The sequence below is a fragment of the Streptosporangium sp. NPDC001681 genome (assembly GCF_040298085.1).
Classification (GTDB): domain Bacteria; phylum Actinomycetota; class Actinomycetes; order Streptosporangiales; family Streptosporangiaceae; genus Streptosporangium.
The window spans coordinates 1-2,441 of sequence record NZ_JBEOZN010000293.1 but is presented as its reverse complement, the minus strand read 5'-3'; the positions used below and the strand labels follow the sequence as shown (position 1 = coordinate 2,441).

The following is a 2,441-nucleotide window of genomic DNA, read 5'->3' as shown; positions in this document are numbered from 1 at the left end:
CGCCTGGAGAAGGTGGAGGTGCTCACCTGTTTCATGATGGGCCACGACTTCTGGCCGCGAGAGCGGTGCGTGGCCTCGCTGCGCCGGCTGCGCGAGGCGTTCCCCAACGTCCGGAGGTTCCTGCTCGGCGACACGGCGCGGACCACCGGCATCCCCGACCGGGACAAGCCCGTGTTCACGCTGGCGTTCGAGACGGCCCATGACCTGATGGGCGTCTACCTGCCCACGCTCGCCGAGTGGGAGGGCGTGTTCGAGGAGAGCGGCTGGAAGTTCCTGAACGCCCGCGTCGTGCGGGTCCCCGCCGACTCCGTCGTCTACGAGCTGGCCTGACCGGGCCGAGATCCGGCCTTTCCAACGAATGTTGAGGAGCTTTAATGATCCGATCCGTGGTTATCGTGGGCGGTGGTACGGCCGGATGGATGACGGCCAGCTACCTGATGGCGGCGTTCGGCGACCGGATCGACGTGACCCTGGTGGAATCGCCCCAGGTGAAGCGGATCGGTGTCGGCGAGGCCACCTTCAGCACCGTGCGGCACTTCTTCGACTACCTCGGTCTTGACGAGGCCGACTGGCTGCCGAAATGCGCCGGGGGCTACAAGCTCGGCATCCGCTTCGAGAACTGGAGCGGAGCGGGCGAGTACTTCTACCACCCGTTCGAGCGGCTGCGCGTGGTGGACGGATTCTCCATCGCCGACTGGTGGCTCGAACTGGGCGACCGCAGCAAGCCGTTCGACCGCTCCTGCTTCATCACCTCGGCGCTCTGCGAGGCCAAGCGCTCGCCGCGGATGCGCGACGGGTCGCTCTTCGCCTCCGAGCTGGACAGCCCGCTGGGCCGGTCCACCCTGGCCGAGCAGCGGGCCCAGTTCCCCTACGCCTACCACTTCGACGCCGACGAGGTCGCCAGATACCTGGCCGACTTCTCCGTCAAGCGCGGTGTCCGGCACATCCTGGACAACGTGCAGCACGTCGCGCAGGACGAGCGCGGCTGGATCAGTCACGTGCACACCGCGGCCCACGGTGAGATCGCCGGTGACCTCTTCATCGACTGCACCGGTTTCCGCGGCATGCTGATCAACCAGACGCTCGGCGCCGAGTTCCAGTCGTTCGAGGACGTGCTGCCCAACAACCGCGCGGTCGCGCTCCGGGTGCCGCGTGAAGAGGCCACGGACATGAGCCCGTACACCACGGCGACCGCGATGAGCGCGGGCTGGATGTGGACCATCCCGCTGTTTCGCCGCAACGGCACCGGCTACGTCTACTCCGACCAGTTCATCAGCCCGGAGGAGGCCGAGCGGGAGCTGCGCCAGGCCGCCGCGCCCGGCCAGGAGGACCTCCAGGCCAACCACATCCGGATGCGCATCGGCCGCAACCGGGACTCGTGGGTCAAGAACTGCGTGGCGATCGGTCTGTCCAGCGCGTTCGTCGAGCCGCTGGAGTCCACCGGCATCTTCTTCATCCAGCACGGCATCGAGCAGCTCGTCAAGCACTTCCCCGACGAGCGGTGGGACAGCGACCAGATCGCGGCGTACAACGCCCGGGTCGCGCACGCCGTGGACGGGGTGAAGGAGTTCCTCGTCCTGCACTACAAGTCCGCGCAGCGCGACGACACGCCGTACTGGAAGGAGGCGAAGACCCGCGCGATGCCCGCCGGGCTGCGGGAGAAGCTCGACCTCGCCCAGTCGCGCCTGCTGGACGAGGAGACCATCTACCCCTACTTCCACGGATTCGAGAGCTACTCCTGGAACGCGATGAACCTCGGTCTTGGCAACCTTCCCCGTACGCCGCCGCCGGCCTTGAAACACCTCGACCCGGGCAACGCCCTGGCCGAGTTCGCCCGGATCAGGTCGGAGGCGAAGGAGATGGTCGCCGCGCTGCCCAGCTGTTACGAGTACCTGGCCGGTATCAATGGCTGACCGGCATCACCTCGTGACGCCGGATGCCTTCCGCGGCTTCATGAGCTCCTACTTCACCGGTGTCACGATCATCACGTCCATCGACGGCGACGAGCGGCCGCACGGGCTGACCTGCAACTCGCTCACCAGCGTGACGCTCGACCCGCCGACGCTACTGGTCTGCCTGGACACCCGGAGCGGGACGCTGGCCGCGGTCAGCAGCCGGGGAGAGTTCACGGTGAACCTGCTCGACGACGGCGCCCAGAGCACGGCGGAACTCTTCGCCTCGCCGAAACCCGACCGCTTCGATCAGGTCGCCTGGCAACGGACGGCACTCACCGGGCTGCCCTGGCTGGTCGAGGACGCCTTCGCGGTGGCCGAGTGCCAGGTGGCCGAGACGTTGATCGTGGGCGACCACGCGGTGCTCTTCGGCCGGGTCGTGAACGTGCAGGCCAGTCCTGGAAACCCGCTGCTGTACGGCATGGGGACGTTCTCGGCCGGGAGATCGCGACCGGTGCCGGCCTCCTGACCCGACCGATGGGCACGACC

At 67.8% G+C, this 2,441-nt stretch carries 2 protein-coding genes and 1 pseudogene; all 3 read left to right on the top strand.

Annotated features, from left to right (window positions below; genetic code table 11):
- Positions 1–330 (top strand): annotated as a pseudogene (locus ABT130_RS47415) (SAM-dependent methyltransferase); the annotation flags it as partial.
- A 44-nt stretch (positions 331–374) separates the two neighbouring features.
- Positions 375–1,913 (top strand): tryptophan halogenase family protein, encoded by a 1,539-nt coding sequence (locus ABT130_RS47410; protein WP_350966472.1) that lies wholly within the window; start codon positions 375–377, stop codon positions 1,911–1,913.
- A 40-nt stretch (positions 1,914–1,953) separates the two neighbouring features.
- Positions 1,954–2,421: a flavin reductase family protein gene (locus tag ABT130_RS47405; protein WP_350966471.1), complete on the top strand. Its 468-nt coding sequence runs from the start codon at positions 1,954–1,956 to the stop codon at positions 2,419–2,421.
- The last annotated feature ends 20 nt before the right edge of the window (positions 2,422–2,441 follow it).

Excerpts from the sequence above, each read along its gene's own strand:
- ABT130_RS47405 (WP_350966471.1), top strand. The coding sequence starts at position 1,954 with ATGAGCTCCTACTTCACCGGTGTCACGATCATCACGTCCATCGACGGC.
- ABT130_RS47410 (WP_350966472.1), top strand. The coding sequence starts at position 375 with ATGATCCGATCCGTGGTTATCGTGGGCGGTGGTACGGCCGGATGGATG.